The sequence below is a fragment of the Autumnicola lenta genome (genome assembly GCF_031846515.1).
GTDB classification, from domain to species: domain Bacteria; phylum Bacteroidota; class Bacteroidia; order Flavobacteriales; family Flavobacteriaceae; genus Autumnicola; species Autumnicola lenta.
The window spans coordinates 1-22454 of the sequence record NZ_JAVRHO010000038.1; the positions used below are offsets into that span (position 1 = coordinate 1).

A 22454-nucleotide genomic window follows, 5' to 3' on the forward strand; every position below is an offset into this window, starting at 1 on the left:
AGCATCTGAATTAAAAATTTCCGCCCATGTTCCTTTATCGGGAACTCCAATACGGTAATTCTCGCGGGGTACGGGGGTTAGATTACATACAACCATAATAGCATCTTTTTCTTTCTCTCCTTTTCTCAGAAAGCTAATGATACTGTTCTCGTGATCGTTAATGTCTATCCATTCAAAACCTTCGCTTTCAAAGCTCTTCTCGTAAAGCGCAGGCTCTTGCTTGTATAACTTGTTTAAAGCCTTCAGGGTTTCCTGGATTTGCCTGTTGGGTGCATTATTGGTCTCATGCCAGTCCAGGCTGGAATCATGGTCCCATTCTGTTCTCTGCCCAAATTCAGCACCCATAAAGAGCAATTTTGTACCCGGATGTGCGTACATATAGGCATAAAGACTCCTCAGGTTAGCAAATTTATTCCATTCGTCTCCCGGCATTTTATTCAGGATTGCCTGCTTACCATATACCACCTCGTCATGACTTAACGGTAGCATAAAGTTTTCAGTAAAGGCATAAGTTGTACTGAAGGTAATCGTATTTTGATGATATTTTCTATGGATAGGATCTTCCTGAAAATATTCCAGCGTATCGTGCATCCATCCCATCATCCATTTTTGTCCAAAGCCGAGGCCGCCCATATAAGTGGGTTTAGAAACCATTGGCCACGCGGTAGATTCTTCAGCAATCGTAACAATATCGGGAAACTCCCCGTAAACAGTTTCGTTAAATTCCTTTAGGAAGCTTATTGCCTCAAGATTTTCGTTTCCGCCATTTTCATTAGTTTCCCATTCTCCTTCTTTCCTGGAATAATCGAGGTAAAGCATAGAGGCAACGGCATCTACCCGCAGCCCGTCAACATGAAATTTATCCAGCCAGAAAACGGAATTACTTATCAAAAATGAACGTACTTCATTTCTTCCGTAGTTAAAAATGTAACTCTGCCAGTCGGGATGAAATCCTTTCCTGGGATCGGCATGTTCGTAAAGAAATGTTCCGTCAAAATAATGTAGTCCGTGTAAATCTGAAGGAAAATGCGAAGGCACCCAATCCAAGATCACTCCAATTCCCGCCTGGTGTAGCGCATCAATAAGATGCATAAAATCCTGCGGACTACCAAAGCGGCTGGAAGGAGCAAAATACCCCGTTACCTGATAACCCCATGATCCAAAGAACGGATGTTCCATAACAGGCATAAACTCTACGTGCGTAAAGCCCATCTCGTTTAGGTAAGCCGGCAGGTCTTCTGCAAGTTCCCTGTAAGTAAGGGAGCGGTTATCTTCTTCGGGTTTTCTTTTCCAGGAACCCACATGAAGTTCATAAACAGAGTAAGGTTTGGCTTTTTGCGCCTCTTTTTTACGTTTCTTCATCCAGTCTCCGTCGTTCCAGCTTCCTTCCAGGTCCCAGACTACAGAGGCAGTGTTCGGCGGAGTTTCCCATTTAAAAGCAAATGGATCTCCTTTTTCTGCTTCGTAACCGTTGTTATGGGAGCGGATAAAGTATTTGTACATACTTCCGTTCTTTGCTTCCGGAACAAAAGCTTCCCAAATACCAGATTCATCATTTCGGGCCTTCATTGGGTTGGTTTCTCTGTCCCAGCCATTAAAGTCACCAATTACCGATACTTTCTCAGCATTTGGAGCCCAAACAGCAAAGTAAACACCCTCTGTCCCCTGGTGCTTCATAAGGTGAGAACCAAATTTTTTGTAAAGGTGATAGTGCTTTCCTTCTCTAAAAAGATGTACATCATATTCCGAAAGCAAACTTGCGCCTTCTGCCACCTGACTTTTTTTACTGGTCTTTTTTGCAGGTGCTGCCTTAGAAGTGGCCTTCTTAGCTTTTGCTTTTGTTTTTTTCACAGTGTCCTCATCAGTTAGCAGCGTATCGACTGCTTTGTTAACCGTCTTCTTCAAGGTTTTCTTTACAGTTTTTTGATCAGGAAGAATTGCCTTAGCCGTATCTCCCATTGCCTTTTGAGTTTCTTCATCCGGTAGGACCTTATCAGCAATCCCTTTAACCTTAGATGTCACATCTTCTGAAGTTTTTTTCTTAGTTGTTTTCTTATCAGATGTAACAGATTTCCCTGTTTTAGAAGGATCTACTTTTTTTTCTTCTGTATTTTTTTTAGCGACCTTTTTTGCTACTCCGTCAGTCTTGGCGACAGATTTTGCAGTAGCACCGGCTTTAGATTTGGTTGTTTTCTTTGTTCCTGTACCGGTCTTCTTCTCTGAACCTGAAGTATCTTCAGTAGCAGACTTTTTTGGCTTCGGAAGCTTTTGCTTCGTAGTACCCTTTGCCGCGTTAGCCTTTGCAGTAGGTTTTATAGCAGTTTTTGTCTGCGTTTCCTTTGCCTTACCAGTATCCGGATTTTTCTCACCAGTTCCTTTAGGGCCTTTCACCTCACCAGATTTTGGTGCATCTTTAGTGGTCTTCTTAGCACTTGTAGTTTTAGTAGTTGATGTAACCTTTTTGTCTTTATCGATATCTTTATTTTGTTTCTTTGCCATCTCTATACCTCCCTATAATTGTTTTTATGCCCCGTAATGGAATTAACACCCAGTCAGGACGATTATTCAGTTCGTAATTCAGTTCGTATACTGCTTTTTCAAGCAGGAATGTATCCATCAGGATTTTAAAATCTTCTTCATCCTCCGGAATGAAATTGTTATTTCCAACATTTTCAGCGTAACCCTCGAGGAAAAGCCGGGTTACATGGTAATACCAGGATTCTGCCCAATCTTCGAGATCGCCTTCACGACGCTGCTGGTCAAACTCTGGTTCCATAATACTACTGTAGGCAGCATAATGGAAGGATCTCACCATACCTGCAACGTCTCTTAGTGCAGATCTTTTTAAACGTCTTTCACTAAATGCTCTTGCTGGTTCACCTTCAAAATCAATGATTATAAAATCTTTTCCAGTCCATAATACCTGTCCAAGATGATAATCCCCATGGGTCCTTATTTTCATGGTAGGAATTTTATGATCAAAAACCCTTTTGAAGCAATTAAGAACTTCGTTTTTCATATCCAGAACTTCCTTAGCTTCATTCCTTACTTCCTCCGGAAGGTTTTTAAGGTTCTTCTGAAGGTTTGTGAAGCTGTTCCTGGTTAGAGATTGTAAGGAAGAGAAAAGTGATCTCTGGTAATGCAGAGAGAAAGGCTCGTGTTCAAAATCCTTTTCTTCAGGATGTTCTGCGAGCGCTTTGTGCATTTCTGCGGTACGCTGACCTAGCAGAGAAATCCGCTCCGGAAAAATTGCTCCCATAAGCTTCTTCATATCCTCAGTTATTTCAGTGTAATTAAGGGGTGTAAGTAAAAGATCTGTGTCTTTTGGTGTCAGTTTTACATCTTTGGCCCTTGTCATTACATTTTCGAAATAACGATTTATAGAATCTTTTGTATAATCCCATGCATCGCCCTGGTTCGGTATCAAATCCTGCATCATTCCCAATACGATGATATTTCGGGCACCGGTCCTATATTCTAAAGCACCAACAAATTGAGGAGAATTTTTATAATCTGTCTTTTCAGAAAGATAGCGCGTTATCTCCAGATCAGGATTTATAGTATTATCCAGTTTCCTGTATAACTTCAGAAAATACTTATTGTCGTAAATTAGTGAAGTGTTACTTTGTTCTGCGTTTAGAATTTTAGAATGTAGAACTTCAGAATTTATCGTAATTTCTTCATCACCATGATAAAAATTAAGACTGCCTTTACCGCTCGTTAAAGTCTTATTCTTTTGAATATTTTTAAATATTGCATTTCTGAATTCTTCATTGTAAACAGCATCAAAAAGAATTCCTTCCTCTTTTCCCACGGTCAACCTTGTGATTACACCTTTTTCGGGTATATCCCTTATGTCATCTTCATTATGATACGGAACAAAGGCAAGTGGTAACTGATAAACTTCGGGCAGACCATCGTTATAGTTGATTTCAATAGTAACCAGGGTAGCCGGTAAATCTTTCACCGGAATCGGTATCTGGTTAATAATTGCAATATTTTGGACTACTCTTGATTTTCCGCCGAACCATCTACAGGAATTCAAATAAGAAGGGAGAACTTTATTCTCCAGCTTACTTTGAGTCTTACGTTCCAGCAATTCCGGCCATTCCTTAACTTTTAGGGCAGGAAGATCTGCTTTTTCAGAACGTTCTTTGTCTTTTTCCAGCACAAACCAGTAGTACCCGTGAGGTCCCATTGTAAATAAATAAGGATCTTCAGAAACTTTCGGAAACTTATTGTGGCTAAATACCTCTATTGGAGTGTAGCCTTCATAACCTTCCAGTTCCAGTTCCGCAGCCTGTGGGAAGCGGGAAAGATTTCCAAGGACCAATATATCTTCTTCCTCATAAGTACGGGTATAAGCTATAATTTTAGCATTAGAAGGAGAAAGGAATTTAATATCGCCACGTCCAAAGGCCTTAAATCGTTTTCTCATTCCAATTATCCGCTTCATCCACCATAACAGGGAAGAGGAGTTCAACTGTTGCGCCTCTACGTTAACGGCTTCGTACTTATACTCTGGATCGATGATTACCGGAAGATATAATTTATGCGGATTTGCCGTGGAAAAGCCGGCATTTCTATCTGCAGTCCACTGCATTGGTGTTCTCACGCCATCCCGATCTCCAAGATAGAAGTTATCTCCCATTCCAATTTCGTCCCCGTAATAAATAACGGGCGTTCCCGGTAAAGAGAAAAGAAGCACATTCATTAATTCTATCTTACTCCTGTTATTTTCGAGCAGGGGAGCAAGTCTGTGCCTTATTCCGACATTGATTTTTGCCTGTGGATCTTTGGTATAAACTTTATACATGTAATCTCTTTCCTCATCTGTTACCATTTCGAGGGTAAGTTCATCATGATTTCTTAGAAATATAGCCCACTGGCAGGATTCCGGAATATCAGGTGTCTGGTCGATAATGTCAATTATCGGATACCTGTCTTCCATTTTTACCGCCATAAACATACGCGGCATAATAGGGAAGTGGTAGTTCATGTGGCATTCGTCCCCATCACCAAAATAGGCTGCGGAGTCTTCCGGCCACATATTTGCTTCGGCTAAAAGAAGTTTATTATCGTAATTTTTATCAATATGTGCTCTTAGTTTTTTCAGAAAAACATGGGTTTCATCAAGATTTTCACAGTTGGTGTTTTCCCTTTCGAAAAGATAGGGAACGGCATCCAATCTAAATCCATCAACTCCCATTTTGCACCAGTAATCCATAACTTTTAAAACTTCGTCCTGAACTTCAGGATTATCGAAGTTTAAATCTGGCTGGTGTGAAAAGAACCGGTGCCAGAAATACGATTTTGCCACGGGATCCCAGGACCAGTTAGAAGGCTCGGTATCTGTAAAAATGATACGGGCATCTTTGTATTTATTGGGGTCATCGCTCCATACATAGTAATTCCTGTATTTAGACCCTTCCGGAGCTTTTCGTGCTCTCTGGAACCACGGGTGTTGATCTGAAGTGTGGTTAATTACAAGCTCGGTAATAATTTTTAGTCCGCGTTTATGCGCTTCTTTTATAAGCTTTTTAAAGATCTTTACATCTCCAAAAGAAGGGTTAATATTGTAGTAGTCTGCAATGTCATAGCCGTCATCTTTTAATGGTGAGGGATAAAAGGGTAGCAGCCAAATTGCTGTTACTCCCAGGTCTTCCAGGTAATCGAGTTTTTTTAGAAGACCTTCAAAATCACCTATTCCGTCGCCATTGCTATCAAAAAAGGCCTTAATATGTAATTCATAAATTACGGCATCTTTATACCAATGCACGTTGTCGTCAATATTTGTCTGGTTGATCATAAATTTTTAAATTTTTATCTCTCTGTTACGGTTTCTACACGTAGAATGTGTGCGGGCATTGCCTGAGGGTGAAGTTCTACATAATTCCATTCATTCTGCCAGATATACCTCGAGCCGGTAAGTAGATCGTGCACAGCAAAAGGTTCATGCCCCTGGATTTCCAATTCGTTCAATGGCACTTTTATCCATCCGGACTGAGTGTGATCGGGGTTAATGTTTACTACCGTTATTAATTTATTCCCTGTTTGCCTGTCAATTTTAGTATAGCAAATAATCTGGTCATTATCGGTTTCTGCAAAAGCAATATTATAGGTAGTTTGCAGCGCCGGATTTTCGTTTCTAATGCTGTTTAACTTACTTATTAATTCTTTAATTCTTGTAGGCCGGTACCAATCCCAGTGCTTAACTTCATATTTTTCTGAACGGGTGTATTCCTCTTTTCCGGGATAAGCTTCATTTTCTCCGAATTCGAACAATGGGCCATAGATTCCGTAGTTTGACGATAAAGTTGAAGCAAGAATAATCCTGATTAAAAACGAGGCTTCACCTTTGTCTTCGAGCGATACCGGTAAAATATCCGGAGTATTAGGCCAGAAATTGGGTCTGAAATATTCCCTAAGTTCTGTCTTAGTAAGTTCGGTTAGGTACTCCTCAAATTCTTCTTTTGAATTTCTCCACGTAAAGTAGGTGTAAGATTGTGTGAACCCAACTTTAGCCAATTCTTCCATAACCCGTGGGCGGGTAAAGGCTTCGGCCAGAAAGATGATATCCTGATGTTTTTTATCGATTTCCTTGATTAACCATTCCCAGAATATGAAGGATTTTGTATGAGGATTATCTACACGGAAAATTTTTACTCCCTTATCAATCCAGTATTCTACCACACTTTTTAATTCTTTCCAGAGGTTTTCCCAGTCTTCCGTTTCGAAATTTACAGGTAAGACATCCTGATATTTTTTCGGAGGGTTTTCTGCGTATTGTACAGTTCCATCGGGACGCCACTTAAACCACTGTGGATGTTCTTTTACATAAGGATGGTCAGGGCTGCACTGGATGGCAAAGTCAATTGCGACTTCAATCCCGTGGCTTTCCGCTTTTTTTATAAATGAAGTAAAGTCATCCAGTGTTCCAAGTTCCGGATGAATGGCTTTGTGCCCTCCTTCTTCAGAACCTATTGCCCAGGGTGATCCTGGTTCTCCCGGTTTTGCTTCAGTAGCATTATTAGTTCCTTTTCTATGGCTTTTTCCAATGGGATGAATGGGAGGGAGGTAGATCACGTCAAAACCCATATTTGCAATTTCAGGGAGAATTCTTTCAGAACTTTTAAAAGTCCCGTGTCCCCCATGATTTTCCGCAGTAGACCGGGGGAAGAATTCGTACCATGCGCTGAAAAGGGCTCTTTTTCTCTCTACTCTGGCAGTAAGTATCTTATGGTATTGTGTAGCTTTTTCGCGATTTCGCGCCTGGTACATGACCTGTTTTACAGCATCTTCAAAGACCTTTGAAATAGCTTCAGATTCCTTCTCTTCATCCTTGATAAGTTTTATCCAGTTGCGCAATTGCTTTTTCTGGGCTGCAGGAACTCTTTCCAGGGCGTCTTCCATTAGATCGGCACCTATAAGCAGTTCTGTCCTTATATTCTGCTTATCTTCAATTTTCTTTTTTAGACCGTATTTCCAGGTGGAATAGTGGTCTATCCATCCTTCAATTGTATATTCATATGTTCCCAGATTGGTTCCTTCAAAAGCAGCAGACCAATGGTCGTTACCTTCAAAAATCATTGGTAACTCCTCCCATTTTTTATCTTTACCACTACCTCTTCTGGATTGGCGATAAAGGAGTACGGCATCTACTTTATCGTGTCCGTCTCCAAATATATCAGCCTCAACTTCAATTCTTTCATTTATAATCCTCTTTATCGGATATTTCCCACCTTCAATTTGTGGTGAAACATTCTGAATACTTACCCTTTTTTGCCCTTCCAATTTCATCAAAATTTAGATTTTTTACACTTCAGTTGCGTGCTGAAGTATGAATTTTTCAACTAAAACTCTTTTAAAGGTAGTTAAGCGTGTTAAAACAGCTAGTTAAATTATTATTAAACATCAATAATTATAATTTATCATTATTAGCTTTGAAGTAGTTTGAAATTATATACGACGATATGCAGAGAAAAGTAGGAGCACATTATGGGAAGGATGAAAAATGCCAATTTCGGGTATGGGCACCTTCTGCCAAAAATGTTGAAGTTGTTGTAAAAAACAGAAAAAACGTAATTCAGCTAGAAAAGGAGGAGAAAGGTTATTGGAGTAAAGAAGTAGAAGGTATACCTGCGGGAAGCTACTACAAATTTCGGCTAGATGAAGAAAAGGAACTTCCGGATCCTGCTTCAAAATTTCAGCCGGAAGGAGTTCACAGCTGGTCTCAGGTCATAGATTCTGAAGATTATCAATGGAACGACAGAGGCTGGAAAGGTTTGCCAATGTCGCAGATGATTATCTACGAACTTCATGTTGGTACGTTTACAAAAGAAGGAACTTTTGCTGCGATTGAAGAAAAACTGGATTATTTGCTGGAACTGGGAATTACTGCTATAGAAATTATGCCAATTTCTGCGTTTCCGGGAAACAGAAATTGGGGATACGACGGAGTTTATCCTTATGCTACACAAGAAAGTTATGGAACAGTAAAGGCTCTTAAAAAACTGATAGATTCCTGCCACGAGAAGGGGATTGCCGTTATTTTAGATGCTGTTTACAACCATATGGGGCCGGAAGGAAATTACCTCGCAGAATTTGGTCCTTATTTTACTGATAAATATACAACGCCTTGGGGCAAGGCGATTAATTTTGACGATCGCCAGTCAGATCATGTGCGAAATTTCTTTTTACAGAGCGCACTTATGTGGATGAAGGAATTCCATTTTGACGGATTGCGACTTGATGCGATCCACGAAATTATAGATCGGGGTGCAAAACATCTTCTAAAGGAATTAAGTGAGCAGGTCGATGCGCTGGAAGAAGAAACCGGACGTCAATACGTCCTGATTGCTGAAAGTGATCTTAATGACACCAAAATTATTAACGACTATAGTAAAGGTGGTTTTGGTCTGGAAGCACAATGGGTAGATGATTTTCACCATTCCCTTCATACCTTAATAACTGGTGAAAATGAAGGTTATTATAAGGACTACGGAAAAATGGCAAATCTGGGTAAATCGCTGGAACAGGCATTTGTGTATGATGGTATTTATTCTAACTTCAGAAAAAGGACCATAGGGAACAGCCCTAAAGGTCTTCCTTCTTCAAAATTTGTAGTGTGTATTCAAAATCACGATCAGGTTGGGAACAGAATGCTGGGAGATCGCCTGTCTCAGTTAATCTCTTTTGAAAAATTAAAGCTTGCAGCGGGGGTTATGCTTACTTCTTCTTTTGTACCTATGTTGTTTATGGGTGAAGAGTTTGCTGAAGACCAGGTTTTTCAATATTTCGTGAGTCATGGAGATCCGGATCTGGTAAAAGCTGTTCAGGAAGGAAGAAAAAAGGAGTTCGAGTACTTTAATCAGCATGGTGGGGAGTTTCCCGATCCGCAATCTGAAGAAACCTTTAACAACTCAAAGCTTAATTGGGGTTTTCAAGAAGATGGGTCAAAAATGGCAATTTTCGGCTTATACAAAGAACTTATACGACTTCGTAAAGAGGGTGTATTTCAGGCGTTTTACAATGAAGAAAAAAGCAGCGAAGCAGATGAAGAAAATAGAACGCTAAGGCTTTCTGCAGGTGGGCTTACCGCACTTTATAACTTTAGTGAAGATTCCCAAAAAATGCATTTACCAGAAGGTGAACATCAGTTGGTTTTTGCTTCCGCAGATAAAAAATGGAGTGGACCTCAGGATTTTCCGCAAAAAGTATCCGGGGCTGTTAATATTCCGCCGGAATCATTAATTATTTGCAAAAGTTAGCAAAGCACGCTACACCTAACCAAATTATAATTATCTTTTTCAACTTCTCTGAAGCAAATATTTTCAATCTGGAAATGTGTGGATGTGAAGCGATTTATTAATTTAAGTGAAACTATGAAAGAAAAATATATATGTGTCCACGGCCATTTTTACCAACCACCAAGAGAAAATCCATGGCTAAACAAGGTTGAAATTCAAGATTCCGCCTATCCTTACCACGACTGGAATCACAGGATTAACGCCGAATGTTATATAAGAAACGCTTCTTCCAGGATTCTTGATTCTGAAGGGAAGATTGTGGATATAATGAATAATTACGGCTGGATGAGTTTTAACATCGGTCCAACATTGCTCGCTTGGATGGAGCACGAAGCTCCCGAAACTTATGAAGGAATTTTACAGGCAGATAAAGAAAGCCAGGAGCGTTTTTCGGGTCACGGTTCAGCACTGGCACAGGCTTACAACCATTTAATTATGCCGTTGGCCAATCAAAAAGATAAAGAAACGCAGGTAATTTGGGGAATAGAGGATTTTAAATCCAGGTTTAACAGGCATCCGGAAGGAATGTGGCTGGGAGAAACTGCCGCAAATACAGAGACTTTGGAGGTTCTTGCAGATCATGATATTAAATTCACCATTCTTTCGCCTTACCAGGCTAAAAGGATGAGGAAAATTGGAGATAAAGAGTGGGAGGATGCTACAGATGCAAAAGTAGATCCACGTAAGGCTTATGTATGTAATTTACCTTCCGGAAGAAAAATAAGCCTGTTCTTTTACGATGGTCCTGCTTCACAAGGGGTCGCTTTTGAAGGTCTTTTAGATGATGGTGAGCGTTTTGCAAACCGCCTTCAGGGTCAGTTTACAAAGGAAGATGATGTACAACTTGTAAACATTGCAACAGATGGTGAAAGTTACGGTCACCACCACAAACTTGGTGAAATGGCCCTATCATACTGTCTTGAATATATAGAAGAAAATGAAGATGCCAACCTTACCATTTATGGTGAATTTCTGGAAAAATTTCCTCCTCAATACGAAGTGGAAATTATAGAAGATACTTCATGGAGTTGTTATCATGGTGTGGAAAGATGGCGAAGTGACTGCGGTTGTAATACCGGCGGGAATGGAGACTGGAATCAGAAATGGCGTGGTCCTTTACGTGATAGTTTCGACTGGGTTCGGGAAGAGCTTATCACCCTTTACGAAAAGGAAATGGCGAGCTACACGAAGAAGCCATGGTTAGTAAGAAACAAATATATTGAGGTTGTTTTAGACAGAAGTAAAGAAAATGTCGATGCATTCTTAATAGAACAATTCGGAGCCACTTTAAAAGAGGATGAAAAAATCAAGCTCCTCAAACTGCTGGAAATGCAATATCATACGATGTTGATGTACACCAGTTGCGGTTGGTTTTTTGATGAAGTAACGGGAATAGAATCTATGCAGGATATTTTCTATGCAACCCGCGCCATCCAATTGGCAGAACAAATAAGTGGGAAGAATTACGAAGAGACGTTTGAGAAATATTTAGACAAAATTCCGAGCAATATGCCGGAATTTGAATCTGCGCTAGGAGCTTACAACAAGTATGTTAAACCTATGGCGCTGGATATGATTCGTATTGGTGCGCATTACGCAGTCTCCTCACTATTTGAAGAGTTTCCTGAAGAAGTTAGCCTGTATAACTTTAGTGCCACTACAAAAACCAATTATTTTTATGAAGCCGGAAAACAGAAACTGGTTATTGGCCGTACTGAATTCCGCTCAGATATTACATGGGAAAAAGTAGATATTTCCTATGCCGTTCTGCACATGGGAGATCACCATTTATTTGGTGGTGTTAGAGAATATATTGGTGCAGAAGCTCTGGAAGATTTACATAAGAACGTCGCTGAATTTTTTCAGAAAGGAAATGTTTACGAAATTTTTAATATGATGGATACCTATTTTGGAAACCATAATTATTCCTTCTGGCATTTATTCCGCGATGAGCAGCAGAGCATTATGGAACTGGTGATGGAGAACACGCTAAAAAGTGCAGAAGGGGCTATGCAGCAGGTATACGAAAATAGTTATCCGTTACTGCAAACCTTCAAGGAGATTCATATGAAGGTGCCCAACAGGCTCAAACTTCCGGCAGAACTTGCAATAAATACGAAGCTGGAAACTGAATTAAAGAATGACAACTTCAATTTAAAGAACTTTAAAAGCTTGCTTCATTCAGCAAAACAAATCGGAGTGAATCTTGACGTTGTGACCCTCAGTTTCCTTGGTGATATTCAATTGAATTCATTAATGAGGAAATTAAAGAAAAATCCGGACGATCACAAATTACTGGATTGTATTAATGACTTTGTGGAAACACTTGATAATAGTACGCTGGAACCTGAGAAATGGGAAGCCCAGAACGTGATCTTTGCAATGCGAGAAGAAGAAATCGCACGAATAGAAAAGAATGCTGAAGAATCACAGGATGGAGACGGCCATAAATGGCTGGATGCGTTGAACAGGCTCACAAGTAATCTGAATCTTGTAAATCAATGAGAGTACCCTCATCTACATACAGACTCCAAATGTCCCCGGATTTTACATTTGTAGATCTGGAGAAAATAACAAGTTATCTTCAAGACCTGGGTATTTCAACAGTTTATTCTGCACCTTTTTTTAAGGCAAGATCGGGCAGCACCCATGGATATGATGTTACAGATCCCTTTACCCTGAATCCCGCTATTGGTGATCTTAAGCAATTTAAGAAACTAAGTGAAGATTTAAGGGAGCGAAAAATGGACTGGCTTCAGGACATTGTTCCCAACCACATGGCCTACGACAGTAGTAATCCGTGGTTGAGGGATATCGTTGAATTTGGTCCAAAATCCCGGTATTACAATTTTTTCGATATTGACTGGGAGTATAAAGGTTGGGGAAAAGTAATGACGCCGTTCTTGGGGGATAATATAGACGAGGTAATCAAGAACGGAGAGCTTAAGTTAAATTATGATGAAACAGGGCTCTCAGTTAATTATTTTGAACATAGTTATCCTGCTTCAGTAAGATCTTATAAAACAGTTTTAGCTGAAGTAAATTCTGAAAAGGCCGATAGACTGAAGAATTTCTCCGGAAATGCAGAAGAATGGGCAGATGTGAAAATTACATTTTTCAGGGAAGTTCAGGAAGATACCAACTTGGAGAATAAGATTACTGAAGTAATTGAAAACATCAATAAATCGGAAGAGAAGATGCACCGGGTGATGGAGTTGCAATATTTTAAACCTGTACATTGGAAGACTACCGAACGTGAGATTAACTATCGTCGTTTTTTTACGATTAATGATCTCATTTGCCTTAGCATGGAGGATGATGAGGTTTTTAAAACCTATCATCATTTTATAAAGGAGTTATGTGAAGCCGGAATGATCAACGGATTAAGGATAGATCATATCGACGGACTTTTTGATCCGGAAGGATATACAGAAAAGCTGCGGAAGCTCGTTGGCGAGGATTTTTACATTGTTGTGGAAAAGATTTTGGAAGCTCATGAAGAGTTACCTTCTCACTGGCCCGTGCAGGGAACCAGCGGATACGAATTCCTGGCGCAAATCAACCACCTGTTCACATATCCTGAAAGTAAAGCAGTATTCTCTGAAAGATACAAAGAACTCGTGCCTGATCTTCCGGAATATGAAGAACTGGTTTATCAGAAAAAGCTTTTTATCCTTACGGAAAGAATGGGAGGAGAGCTTCACAATTTACTGGATTATCTAAGGACGAAAAATCTTCTGCCGGAAGGAAAACAGCAGGACGATAATTGGCAAAAATCGCTATGCGCTTTTTTGGCTGCTTTTCCTGTTTACAGAATTTATCCCGAAGGTTTTCCGCTGAAAAATGCTGAGGTTGAGACTATAAACACTGCTTATAAATGGGCACTGGAGCATATAAAAGATGCTAAAAACGAGCTGGATTATCTAAAATCCCTCCTTTTAGGCGAAATTGATGATAAAAAGGAAGAAGCTTTTTATTTTCTTCAGCGTTGCCAGCAGTTTAGCGGCCCGCTTGCTGCAAAAGGAGTGGAGGATACCAGTTTTTACATCTATAACAGGCTTATATTGCACAATGAAGTAGGGGATTCGCCTGAAAATTTCGGAATTTCTACAGAGGATTTCCATAAGAAAATGCTTCAGAAGCAAAAAACATTTCCTCATACCTTAAATGCAACTGCCACACACGACACCAAAAGGGGAGAGGATGCAAGAATGCGACTGAGTGTTCTAAGTGAATTTCCGGAAGAATGGTTTCGGAAAGTGGCGGAATGGAGCAAAATAAACGGCAAAATCAGGAAAAGCAATAAAGCACCAGATAAAAACGAAGAATATTTTATCTATCAGGCTTTAATTGGAGCGCTGCCTTTCGACAATTTCGATGACGAGGAATTTTTGCAGCGGACCAAAGATTATTTGCAAAAAGTTATGCGTGAAGCAAAGGTGAATTCCAATTGGTCTCAGCCAGATGAGCAACACGAAAGTGCTGTTTTTGAATTTATTGAAGGTATTTTTACTCATGAAGAATTCAGAAAATCCTTTGATCCATTTTGGGAGAAAATGGCACTTTTGGGAGCAGTTAAGTCTTATTCGCAGGTACTCATTAAGAACACCGTTCCGGGAGTTCCCGATACTTACCAGGGAACCGAACTTTGGGATTTAAGTTATGTAGATCCCGATAACCGAAGACCGGTGGATTACGATTTAAGGAAGGAAATTCTATCTGAATTCTCTTCTCTTAAAGAAGAAAATAAGCGTGACTACCTGAAAAATCTAAAGAAAGAATTCAGCAATGGAAAATTGAAATTCTATTGTCTGCACAAAGTCTTGGCGGCAAGAAAGGAATACCGGGATGTTTTTGAAAAAGGAGAATATCAGCCTCTTTCAGTCTCAGGTGCTTTAAAAGGAAAAATTATCGCCTTTGCCCGAATTTATCAGGATGCCACTATTGTTGCTGTGGCTCCGGTGCAGGTAAAAAATCTATGTAAGGAAAACAAAATTGCTTTAGACGCGTCCATGCTAGATGATTCTTTCCTGGAATTACCCGAACGCAGTTCTAACTGGAAGAATCTGCTCACGGGAAAAGTTCTGGAAAATGATGGAAAAATTAAATTTTCAGAAATTTTAGGAGATCTTCCGTTGGCTCTCTTAATCAGTAAAAAATAAATATGAAATTAAACAGAAGTAGCGGGATTCTGCTACATATAACTTCTTTACCTTCAGAATATGGTATTGGGGATTTAGGAACTTCTGCTTACAAATTTGTTGATTTTCTTAAAGCTTCCGGCCATAAATATTGGCAGTTACTGCCTTTAAATCCTACACATTCAACTTACAGCCATTCACCTTATAGCAGTTATTCGGCTTTTGCGGGCAATCCATTGTTAATCAGTCCGGAATTACTCGAGAAAGAAAAACTGGTAGATTTAAAGAAGTTTTCGATTCCGAAGAAATTTTCTGCTGAAAAAGTGAATTTTGAGCCTGTAGAAAAATATAAAACTGATTTGCTGGATTCTGCTTATTCGAATTTTAAGGAGCGGAAGGCAGATTTTCCTGATTTTAAAATATTCTGTAAGAAACATGCATTATGGCTTAACGATTTTGCATTGTTTAAGTCCCTTTCCCAAAAGAATGAAAAAGGCTGGCTGAAATGGCCGGAAGAGTTGCGCGACAGGAAACCCGTAGCACTAAATAAAGCGGAAAAAGAGCTTTCTGAAGAAATTGAAAAAGAAAAATTTATCCAGTACCTGTTTTTTAAGCAGTGGGAAAGTCTCACCAGCTATGCACATAAGAATGATGTGCAGCTGATTGGTGATATTCCTTTTTATGTTAACCATGAAAGTGCAGACTGTTGGGCGAATACAGAATATTTTAAACTGGACAATGATAAAATGCCCACACATGTTTCCGGAGTACCACCAGATTATTTCAGTGAAACCGGTCAGCTTTGGGGAACTCCGGTATTTGAATGGAAAACGCTAAAGAAGAATAAATACGACTGGTGGGTAAAACGGATAAAGCAAAACCTGTTATTGTTTGACCTGGTAAGAATCGATCATTTCCGGGCTTTTGCAGCATACTGGCAGGTACCGGCCGGAGATGAAACAGCCATTAACGGAAAATGGGTAAAATCTCCAGGAATGGAATTTTTCAAAATCATTGAAAAGGAGATTCCCGAAATGCCATTTATTGCAGAGGATCTTGGACAACTAGATCAACCGGTTTATGACTTGCTGGAAAAATTTAATTTTCCGGGCATGAATGTATTGCAATTTGCTTTTGGCGAAGAAAAAGCAGAGAATCCATATCTGCCTTTTAACCATAAATCCCACAGCATAGCTTACACCGGAACTCACGATAACAATACTACCGTAGGCTGGTTTAAAGCTGCGGATAAAGTCACAAAACAACATTTGCAGAGATATTCAGATAAACGTTTGACAGTGAATAATGTTCACGAAATATTGCACAGGATTGTACTGAGATCTGTGGCGAAAATTGCCATTTTTCCACTTCAGGATATTATCGGGCTGGGGGAGGAAGCACTTATGAATACTCCCGGAAGTATTGAAGGCAACTGGACCTGGCGTGTAAAAGAGGATCAGATTCCTTTAGAAGCTGTCAAAAGTTTACGTGAGCAAAATATTCTCTTCGGAAGATTTAAAGAACCCAAGCCAGTCAAAAAGGTTAAGAAGTAAAGAGGACAGTGACAGCAAGGTTCTTAAGATTAGTGACAAAAAAATCTCTAACTTTACCTGAACAAAAAAATTTTATGCTGTCACCAAATTTCATAAAGCTAAAACAGGGGCTCACCGGCATCTTGTTTTTTGCCTGTACAGTTGCTTTTCAAGCTCAAACCACTTCTTCTCAGCATTCTGAACCGTTATCTGAAGCTGCACCGGAAAGTGTGGGAATGTCGTCAGAAAGATTGGAAAAAATCAGTGAAATGATTCAGTCTTCGATTGATGAAAATCAGATTCCGGGAGCGGTGGCGTTGATTGCAAAAGATGGCAAAATCGTCTACCACAAAGCTTTTGGCAAAGCCAATGCTGAAGGAAAAGAGTTGACAAAAGATGCTGTTTTCAGGATCGCGTCTCAAACCAAAGCTATAACTTCAACAGCAGTTATGATTTTGTGGGAAGAAGGAAAATTTCAGCTGGACGATCCTGTTTCTAAATATATACCGGAATTTGAGAATCCGCAGGTGCTGGAAAGCTTTAATGAGGCTGATTCTTCTTATACTACAAAGCCTGCAGATAAGGAGATTACGATACGTCATTTACTCACTCACACTTCCGGATTAGGATACGGAATGATAGATTCAGATCCCAGGATTAGAAAGATTTATCAGAAAGCAGGAGTAACAGAATTATTTACAACCGAAAATGTGAAAATTGGGGAAGTAATTAAGAAGTTGGGGAAACTTCCTTTGCACCACAACCCGGGTGAAAAATTCACTTATAGCATGGGACTGGATGTGCTGGGATCTTTTGTAGAAGTTGTGTCAGGTCAGTCTTTTAGCGATTATCTGGAAGAGCATATTTTTGATCCCCTGGAAATGGAGGACACCCATTTTTATCAGCCGGAAGGTAACAGGGAAAGGCTGGTTTCTGTTCAGGTAAAAGAAGGTGGCCAATGGAAAAATCTCGAACCTACTTTTTATGATCCCGATTACCCGGTAAAAGGAGCGCAGACTTTTTATTCCGGTGGTGCAGGTCTTTCCAGCACGGCTGAAGATTATGCAACTTTTCTTCAGATGTACTTAAATAAAGGAGAATTAAACGGAACACGTCTGTTAAGCAGGACTACAGTAAATAGCATCCTCGGAAATCAGACGGAGGATCTTTTTGGTGGGAAAGACAAGTACTATGGACGGGCATTTGGAGTGGTAACTCCCGAAGGGCAGGATATGGGCGGCATCGGCAGCACTGGCACCTTCGACTGGGGAGGATATTTTAATACCCAGTATTTTGCAGACCCTGAAGAAGATGTAATTGGTATAATAATGAAACAAACTTCTGGTGGGACAGGAGACCAAACCGGCTGGAAATTCCGCCAGATGGTTATGGCAACTATTGATGATTAATGGCAGAAAATAAAATCGCCTGTTGTTTCAAAACAACAGGCGATACATTTTTTACGCGGTATTTATTTAATCTTCATCCTCCATATTCCTTTTTATCTTCTCAATAGCATTTTGGATTGATTTCTCAGGCTCAATTATGTTGTTATTTCCCCAGAATTCAGCGTCATAAAACCCTGAGACATCGTCACTCATTACTACATAGGGATCTATAAATTCTGTTTTCTTTTGTTCCACAAGGTCAGAGTATTTTTCCCAATCTGTTATTACCATTTCGCTGTTAATAGTATATCGCGAATTAAAAATTTTTCTCTTCCAGTTCACTACATATTCCATAACAGCATTGCCATAGGCGTAATGCCACTTCCCGTCTTTTTCAGCATAGTCAACTTTATAGGCGAGATCTACGGGATATACTTTAGATCCCGAAGGTTTCTTTTTTACAAACATTCTGCTTGCTGTACGTTTATCGTCAACATTTAGATTATACTCTGCCCGTACGAGTGTAAGGGATTGAGCGTCAATAAACAATTGTCCAAAATACCATGGACTTGACTTATCTTTCTCTTCGAAGTTTACCACATAAATATAATTGTCATTAATTTTCGTGGGCTCATCAAAAGTGTACTCATAGTTTGCAGTCATTCCCGGCTCCAGGACATACTCTGTATATTTTATAAGGTCCAGGTAAAGTGCATTAAAAGGCCCACCTCTTAATTTTAAAGCCAGGGTATCCAGCTTATTATAATCGGTACTTTTTCTTGCTTTAAATATAGAGACAAGATCTTCTTTGTTGGAGTTGTGCGGACTCTTGTAAATCTTCACAACTGCTTCAGACAAAGAGACATTTGTACGTCTTCTTTTAATTGTTTCCCGATAGAATGAGGTCATTAATGTTTGATCTGTAAAATAATTCTCATCCTTTTTCTGAAGCATTTTATCAACCAATGCTTTGGGATCTTTAGCATCAAAAATATTAATTTCTGAAAGTTCTTCCACATTGCTTACCAGTTCCACGCGGTTATTGTTACTAAAATAATCTAGCGGAAGACTTTTACTGTTATAGCCCAACATGGAAACTGTAACGGTTACCGGTAAAATACTCGTTGGTACACGGAGCGAAAATTCTCCGTCTGAATTGCTGATCGTGGTAATATTGCTTCGATTTACTGCAATTGAAGCGGAAGCTATAGGATCATCGGTCTCGCTGTTTACTACTATTCCTTTATAAATATTAAAACTTGTGGAATCGGTCTGCTGTTCCTGAAAGTCAGCACTAAGAGCGGGCGAAAGGGCGAAAAGGAGCAGAAAAAGAGTACTGTATATTTTTCGCAGGCGGAAGTTTAATTTTGTTGTTTCCATGGCGTGTAGTTTTTACTTTCTAAGTTACTAAAAACTAAGCTTTTATTAACAAATTTTTAGTTAAATTAATTTGGAAATATGCAGCAGTATTTCCTGAGAATAAAAACTATTACGGAAGAAAGCAGTATTATTGCGGACTGCTGAAAATGGCCTTTTTCGGCATGCTGCTTTGTGCAGCAGGGTGGCAATTATACTGTGCATCCACCTTTTCTGTTGATTGCTGCGGAGACAAATAAGGAATGCCAAGCTATCCACGAACATTAGCCCCATAATGACCACAAAAACCGGAATTGCACGTCTAATGTGCTGCCGGACCTTGCCGGAAAGGAAATTTCCTATCCAAATCGCTGTCGCAAACCTTTATATGCCGAAATGAAATAATCCCAACCTGAGTAAAATACCATCGGAAGCGAAAAAGCAAACATCAGCCACCGGAAAATACCTTTAAACTGCTCCAGCCAGAATTCTTCTACTTCAAAATATTCAGGAAAAGAGAGGAACATTACATTACCGAAAGCAAAACCGGCAACGCCAAGTTTATAGATAAGGCTACGGTCGATATTTGCCTTTTTTTCATCATAATCTTCAAGTGAAATATAAGGATCGTATCCAAGGCGTGAGAGCAGCAGCACCTATTGCAAAAGAGAAAATCCTTCTTCTGAAGAAAAACTTATCCGCACGGCTTTCTTCGGAAAATCTACCTGTGAAGAGTTTATAGCTTTATTAAATTTATTCAGGTTTTCCAGGATCCAGATACAGGAACTGCAATGGATGGAAGGAATTACAAAGGAAGCGATTTGGTAATTAGCATCGTTAAATTCCAATAATTTCTCCTGGATAGCTTCATTCTGAAGGAAATCGTATTTGTTTTCAGAAGCTTTAGGGGAAATTCCCGGATTTTTCTCCAGATCGTAATAATAGGAGAGGTCATTATTCTGTAAAATGTCAAAAACGGTTTTACAGCCGGTACAGCAAAATTTTTTCTCCCGGTAGAGAATCAGCTCATCCCGACATTCATCACCGCAGTGAAAACATGTTTCCATTAATCCCTGATAATTTGAAAATTACAGGGCAAATCTTGAAAAAATGCAGGGGATAAAATATGATAAAGATCATAAAGAAGTGTTTTCTCCCTAACCCCCGGAAGGGTGAACTACAAAATCTAAATTTTTAATTCTAGACTTTGAATTGATTTTAGATCTCTATAAAAAATTAGATATATGGTTAGTTTCACTTTGGATATAGTTGTAAATCATATCTATACGCTCTTTCTTCTCTGGTTTAAGTAATTATTGCTCTAATGGATCAATAAGTTCTATGCCTTCGAGATGCTTAAAATCTTTCGTATTAGCGGTTGCCAGGGGAAGACTGTTTACCTTGGCCGTTGCTGCAATAAGGGCATCCCCGATATTCATTTTCTTCTGTTTGCGATAGTATATTGCCTGGTTTATGATAATTTCTGAAATAGGCAGACAAACAATGTTTCCGAAGAACTGATGTAGAAGTTCTTCTTCTAAATGCTGGAGTTTGTGGTAACCGAAAATTTCCAGTCGCGTTATTTCAGAGACAATCAGTTCGGGTTCTTCCAGCTTTGAAAAAGGAAACCGACCCTTGACCAAACTGATGATAATATTAGAATCTAGCAATAACTTATTCATCTCTGCCTATGTCACGATCTTTACGTTGCTCCCTTTGCCAGGCTACAGGATCGTCTATATCTTTAAATGCTCCTATTTTTGCCAAATCTTCCAGGGCTTCAAGTGCCTTCTTTTTCTTTTTCTCCTGCAACATCTTCTTTCTTGAAATTTGTAGTCCTAATTTTCTTGCTAATTCTTCTACCTGCATGAGTAGTTTCTTATCTTCTCCTGAAATAGTAATTTCCATGATGCAATTTTTTTATAGTACTATAAATATAGGCATCTTTAAAAATAATTTTAATATTTTTTATGAGCCTGTAAAAATTACTATTATGCAATCTAATTACATTCATTTAATTTGAATTTATAAAACAGCTTTTAGCGGGCCTGCATTTCAAAAATTTTTAAGCATAGACAAAAATTCAAAATGAAAACAGAAAAGGAAAAAATGATGGCCGGCGAGCCTTACGATGCGCATGGGAAAGAGCTTATTGAAGTCCGTACCAGGGTGAAACGTATTCTCCATAAACTAAATGTCACTGAATATTACACAGACAAATTTCAGGAAACCATAAACGAATTATGTCCTAATTCAGCTAAAAATCTGCATTTAGAACCACCTTTCCACTGTGACTATGGGGAAAACATTTATGCTGCAGAGAATGTTTTTGTCAATTTTGGAGCAGTTATTTTGGATGGGGCAAAAGTCACTATAGGAAAAGGAACACTCCTCGCTCCCGGAGTGCATATTTACACCGCAAGGCATCCTTTAGGAATTAAGGAAAGAAGGCTGTGGGAAGATTGCAAACAGGTAAGTATAGGCGAAGAATGCTGGATTGGCGGACATGCAACGATTTGTCCCGGGGTAAATATTGGTGACAGGGCTGTAATTGGGGCAGGAGCAGTGGTGACAAAAGATATTCCGGCAGATACTTTAGCAGTAGGAAATCCTGCAAAAGTGGTCAAAAAATTAAATCAGGAAAACTGATAATTCAGCTCCAGAAATTCTGAGCATGAGATGCACGTTTTAATCTGCAGGATTTATGCGAAAGATGGGCGGCCTTATTGACTGTTTCCAGGTTGATTTTACTTTACCTTCAGCGGTGGAGCTTCTTAAAGTTATTTATATTTGTGAAAAAAACATGAAAATTAAAATCAGCCTTTTGACACTCCTGTTCGTTTCCTTTATTTCCTGTAACGATGATAACAATCAATCCGTAGATTATGTAAGCCTGAATGATCAGGAAATTCAGGATTATCTGGAAGAAAATGATCTTGAAGCCGAGAAAAGTAATTCAGGATTGTATTATATCATTGAAGAGGAAGGAACAGGGGAGCAACCGACAGCAACAGACGATGTAAGGGTCGCCTACAAAGGTTACTTTACTGATGGCGAAGTTTTCGATCAAAGTGATGCGGATGGAGTTACCTTTAATTTACAGGAGGTAATCAGGGGCTGGACAGAAGGAATAACTTATTTTAAAGAGGGCGGTAGCGGGACGCTTCTCGTACCCTCACACCTGGCTTACGGCCCGAATAATTACAGGGGTATTCCGGGAGGTTCTGT

At 39.5% G+C, this 22454-nt stretch carries 13 protein-coding genes and 1 pseudogene; 7 read left to right on the forward strand and 7 right to left on the reverse strand.

Translation table 11 applies throughout. From position 1 onward, the window contains the following. From glgB to RM545_RS16675, 3 genes are all read right to left on the reverse strand, one after another. A partial coding sequence (gene glgB, locus RM545_RS16665) for a 1,4-alpha-glucan branching protein GlgB (protein ID WP_432264596.1) occupies nt 1-1773 on the reverse strand: 1773 nt, incomplete at its 3' end. Nucleotides 1774-2479: 706 nt separating this feature from the next. Next, the gene (gene treS, locus RM545_RS16670) at nt 2480-5809 is read right to left on the reverse strand and encodes a maltose alpha-D-glucosyltransferase (protein ID WP_311496420.1); all 3330 of its coding nucleotides are present in this window, start codon (nt 5807-5809) and stop codon (nt 2480-2482) included. A 14-nt stretch (nt 5810-5823) separates the two neighbouring features. After that, nucleotides 5824-7800: an alpha-1,4-glucan--maltose-1-phosphate maltosyltransferase gene (locus RM545_RS16675; RefSeq protein WP_311496432.1), complete on the reverse strand. Its 1977-nt coding sequence runs from the start codon at nt 7798-7800 to the stop codon at nt 5824-5826. A 173-nt stretch (nt 7801-7973) separates the two neighbouring features. On the opposite strand from RM545_RS16675, the gene treZ reads away from it, so the two are divergent. The 5 genes from treZ (at nt 7974) to RM545_RS16700 (ending at nt 17891) form a co-directional block, all read left to right on the forward strand. Then, complete coding sequence (gene treZ, locus RM545_RS16680; protein ID WP_311496421.1) at nt 7974-9770, forward strand: malto-oligosyltrehalose trehalohydrolase; 1797 nt, start codon at nt 7974-7976, stop codon at nt 9768-9770. A 114-nt stretch (nt 9771-9884) separates the two neighbouring features. Further along, nucleotides 9885-12314 carry a DUF3536 domain-containing protein gene (locus tag RM545_RS16685; RefSeq protein ID WP_311496422.1) on the forward strand — a complete coding sequence of 810 codons (2430 nt, stop codon included), beginning with the start codon at nt 9885-9887 and terminating at the stop codon, nt 12312-12314. Continuing rightward, nucleotides 12311-14971 (forward strand): malto-oligosyltrehalose synthase, encoded by a 2661-nt coding sequence (gene treY / locus RM545_RS16690; RefSeq protein WP_311496423.1) that lies wholly within the window; start codon nt 12311-12313, stop codon nt 14969-14971. Before RM545_RS16685 ends, treY begins: the two co-directional genes overlap by 4 nt. Nucleotides 14972-14973: 2 nt before the next feature. Continuing rightward, complete coding sequence (gene malQ / locus RM545_RS16695) at nt 14974-16503, forward strand: 4-alpha-glucanotransferase (RefSeq protein WP_311496424.1); 1530 nt, start codon at nt 14974-14976, stop codon at nt 16501-16503. 74 nt (nt 16504-16577) lie between these two features. After that, nucleotides 16578-17891 carry a serine hydrolase domain-containing protein gene (locus RM545_RS16700; protein WP_311496425.1) on the forward strand — a complete coding sequence of 438 codons (1314 nt, stop codon included), beginning with the start codon at nt 16578-16580 and terminating at the stop codon, nt 17889-17891. Nucleotides 17892-17957: 66 nt separating this feature from the next. Here the strand turns inward: RM545_RS16700 and RM545_RS16705 are convergent, their stop codons facing one another. The 4 genes and pseudogenes from RM545_RS16705 to RM545_RS16720 form a co-directional block, all read right to left on the reverse strand. Further along, on the reverse strand, nt 17958-19250 hold the full coding sequence (locus RM545_RS16705; protein WP_311496426.1) for a carboxypeptidase-like regulatory domain-containing protein: 1293 nt from the start codon (nt 19248-19250) through the stop codon (nt 17958-17960). Between the two features lie 344 nt (nt 19251-19594). Further along, a pseudogene (locus tag RM545_RS16710) lies at nt 19595-20293 on the reverse strand (heavy metal translocating P-type ATPase metal-binding domain-containing protein); the annotation flags it as partial. A gap of 246 nt (nt 20294-20539) precedes the next feature. Further along, the gene (locus RM545_RS16715; protein ID WP_311496427.1) at nt 20540-20908 is read right to left on the reverse strand and encodes a type II toxin-antitoxin system VapC family toxin; all 369 of its coding nucleotides are present in this window, start codon (nt 20906-20908) and stop codon (nt 20540-20542) included. Continuing rightward, complete coding sequence (locus tag RM545_RS16720) at nt 20901-21134, reverse strand: hypothetical protein (protein ID WP_311496428.1); 234 nt, start codon at nt 21132-21134, stop codon at nt 20901-20903. Before RM545_RS16720 ends, RM545_RS16715 begins: the two co-directional genes overlap by 8 nt. A gap of 180 nt (nt 21135-21314) precedes the next feature. Between RM545_RS16720 and RM545_RS16725 the strand changes: the two genes are divergently transcribed. After that, nucleotides 21315-21875, forward strand: a complete 561-nt coding sequence (locus tag RM545_RS16725; protein WP_311496429.1) for a sugar O-acetyltransferase — start codon at nt 21315-21317, stop codon at nt 21873-21875. Nucleotides 21876-22035: 160 nt separating this feature from the next. Beyond that, the coding region (locus RM545_RS16730) for an FKBP-type peptidyl-prolyl cis-trans isomerase (protein ID WP_432264597.1) at nt 22036-22454 on the forward strand (419 nt) is incomplete at its 3' end.

What these genes read in the sequence shown, in the direction of transcription:
- treS (WP_311496420.1), bottom strand. Translation starts at nt 5,809, where the DNA reads ATGATCAACCAGACAAATATTGACGACAACGTGCATTGGTATAAAGAT.
- RM545_RS16675 (WP_311496432.1), bottom strand. Translation starts at nt 7,800, where the DNA reads ATGAAATTGGAAGGGCAAAAAAGGGTAAGTATTCAGAATGTTTCACCA.
- treZ (WP_311496421.1), top strand. Translation starts at nt 7,974, where the DNA reads ATGCAGAGAAAAGTAGGAGCACATTATGGGAAGGATGAAAAATGCCAA.
- RM545_RS16685 (WP_311496422.1), top strand. Translation starts at nt 9,885, where the DNA reads ATGAAAGAAAAATATATATGTGTCCACGGCCATTTTTACCAACCACCA.
- treY (WP_311496423.1), top strand. Translation starts at nt 12,311, where the DNA reads ATGAGAGTACCCTCATCTACATACAGACTCCAAATGTCCCCGGATTTT.
- malQ (WP_311496424.1), top strand. Translation starts at nt 14,974, where the DNA reads ATGAAATTAAACAGAAGTAGCGGGATTCTGCTACATATAACTTCTTTA.
- RM545_RS16700 (WP_311496425.1), top strand. Translation starts at nt 16,578, where the DNA reads ATGCTGTCACCAAATTTCATAAAGCTAAAACAGGGGCTCACCGGCATC.
- RM545_RS16705 (WP_311496426.1), bottom strand. Translation starts at nt 19,250, where the DNA reads ATGGAAACAACAAAATTAAACTTCCGCCTGCGAAAAATATACAGTACT.
- RM545_RS16715 (WP_311496427.1), bottom strand. Translation starts at nt 20,908, where the DNA reads ATGAATAAGTTATTGCTAGATTCTAATATTATCATCAGTTTGGTCAAG.
- RM545_RS16720 (WP_311496428.1), bottom strand. Translation starts at nt 21,134, where the DNA reads ATGGAAATTACTATTTCAGGAGAAGATAAGAAACTACTCATGCAGGTA.
- RM545_RS16725 (WP_311496429.1), top strand. Translation starts at nt 21,315, where the DNA reads ATGAAAACAGAAAAGGAAAAAATGATGGCCGGCGAGCCTTACGATGCG.